This is a genomic window from Phenylobacterium sp. (assembly GCF_036402295.1).
GTDB lineage: Bacteria > Pseudomonadota > Alphaproteobacteria > Caulobacterales > Caulobacteraceae > Phenylobacterium.
On the sequence record NZ_DASWTE010000048.1, the window covers coordinates 1 to 2,109 of the forward strand.

Annotated in this window: 1 protein-coding gene and 1 pseudogene; one reads left to right on the forward strand and one right to left on the reverse strand. The window is 70.6% G+C overall.

All coding sequences use genetic code 11. The annotated features are described in order from the left end of the window. Window positions 1-210: pseudogene (locus tag VGD44_RS02965) on the reverse strand (protein imuA); the annotation flags it as partial. Between the two features lie 397 nt (window positions 211-607). Here VGD44_RS02965 and VGD44_RS02970 point away from each other — a divergent pair. Continuing rightward, window positions 608-2,101: a carboxylesterase/lipase family protein gene (locus tag VGD44_RS02970; RefSeq protein WP_331083715.1), complete on the forward strand. Its 1,494-nt coding sequence runs from the start codon at window positions 608-610 to the stop codon at window positions 2,099-2,101. The last annotated feature ends 8 nt before the right edge of the window (window positions 2,102-2,109 follow it).

Below are 2,109 nucleotides of genomic sequence, written 5' to 3' on the forward strand. Positions count from 1 at the left end.
CATCAGCGCGGCGTAGGCCCCCGGCGCGGCCGAGGTCTCGACCTCCAGGCCCGCGCCCACGATCTCGTGCCAGCGCCCCAGCGGCAGCCCGCCGCCCGCCAGCCGCCCGTCCAGCCGCTCGTCGCCGAACGGCAGCACGCCAGCGTCAGGGCGTCCGCCGCTTTCGATGGCGGCGATCTTCGCAGCCAGCATGGCGCGAAAATCGGACATGGCATTGGGACTCCTTTTGTTCCATCTTTGTTCTAGAACCTGGAACCGAAGAGTCAAGTTCCCCCTGAGGAGAGGGCGGTCAGTTGCCCGGCGGTCCGCCCTGGCCGAAGTCGAAGCCGTGCAGGTCGTTGGCGACGCTGTAGCTCTGGCGGTCGTGCTGGCTGCTGGGCGAGGGCCGAGGAGCCCGTGATCGCGAAGGCCGCGGTCGCGAGCCAGAACGTACGCTGAAGCAAAGACTGTCCCCCGACACGCCGCCCCCGGCCGGCGCCCCACAAGCTAGAGTGTGGGGTCGGTCTAAAGGCAACTTTGTGACGAAGTGATTTCTGCGGCAAAGCCGTGTGGTTGCGACGCGCGCGAAAACGACGGCTAATCCGCTTCCGTCAGCTGGGAGACGAAGATGCGGTATGCGGTGACGGCCGTGGCGGCCTGGTTCCTGGCCAGCGGCGGCGCCTGGGCGCAGACGGTGGTGAAGGCCGAGCTCTCCGGCGCCACGGTGGTGGGCGAGGCCACCGAGCGGGCCAACGTCTTCCGCAACATCCCCTTCGCCGCTGCGCCCGTGGGCAAGCTGCGCTGGGCGCCGCCGCAGCCGGCGCCCCGGTGGACCGGCGAACGCGACGCCACGAAGAACGGCCCCTCGTGCCCGCAGCCGATGAACGCCGACGGCACGCCCAACGGCGGCGGCGCCAACGGCCCCATGAGCGAGGACTGCCTGCAGCTGAACGTCTTCGCGCCCAAGGCCGCGAAGCGCGCGCCGGTGATGGTGTGGATCCACGGCGGCAGCCACCGCACGGGCGCGGGCTGGATCTACGACGGCCAGAACTTCGCCCGCGATGGCGTCCTCGTGGTCACCATCAACTACCGCCTGGGCCCGCTGGGCTACTTCGCCCACCCGGCGCTGACGAAGGACGCGGGCGCTGCGCCCACCGGCAACTTCGGCTTGATGGACCAGGTGGCGGCGCTGAAGTGGGTGCAGCAGAACATCGCGGCGTTCGGGGGCGACCCGAAGAACGTGACCGTCTTCGGCGAGTCCGCCGGCGGCATGAGCACCCTGGCGCTGCTCGCGACGCCCTCTGCGAAGGGGCTCTACCAGAAGGCCATCGTGCAGTCGGGCGGCGGCTGGTTCCCGCCGGCGACCCTGGCCGACAAGGAGAAGGAGTTCGCGGGCGCGCTGGAGAAGGCCGGGATCGCGGCGGCCACGGCGGACGACCTGCGGGCGGTCTCCTGGGAGAAGATCAACGCCATCCCGGGCAACTACGGCCCCTTCATCGACGGCAAGGTGATGCCCGAGACGGCGAGCCAGGCGCTGGCGGGCGGCCGCTTCGCCGACGTGCCGCTGATCATCGGCTTCAACTCGGGCGAGGACTCGCTGCTGGGCGGCGGCTCGGCGGCCGGACGCATGGGCCCGATCCCGGACGCCACCCGCGCCGTCTACAAGGACGCCGGCGACGACAACGCGATCGCCCGCGCGATCTTCACCGACCGTATCTTCGGCGCGCCGGCCCGCTGGGTGGCGGCGGAGGCGGCGACCGGCAAGCCGGCCTGGCTCTACCACTTCTCGTACGTAGCCACGCGGTTTCGGCCCGCCGGCGTCAAGACCGCCGCCCACGCCGCCGAGATCCCTTACGTCTTCGAATACTGGGGCCGGCGCACGCCAATGAGCGTGGTGAGCGACGAGGACAAGCAGGTCGCGACCCTGATGCACGCCTGCTGGGTGAGCTTCGCCAAGACCGGCGCGCCGAAGTGCGGGGCCGAAGCCTGGCCCGCCTACGATGCGAAAGCCGACCGCCTCATGGAGTTCGGCGCCTCCAGCGGCGTGCGCACGGCCTTCCGCAAAGCCCAGTTCGAGGCGCAGGCCGCGGTGTCGATGCCGACGCTGAAGCTGGCGAAGTAGGACCTCCT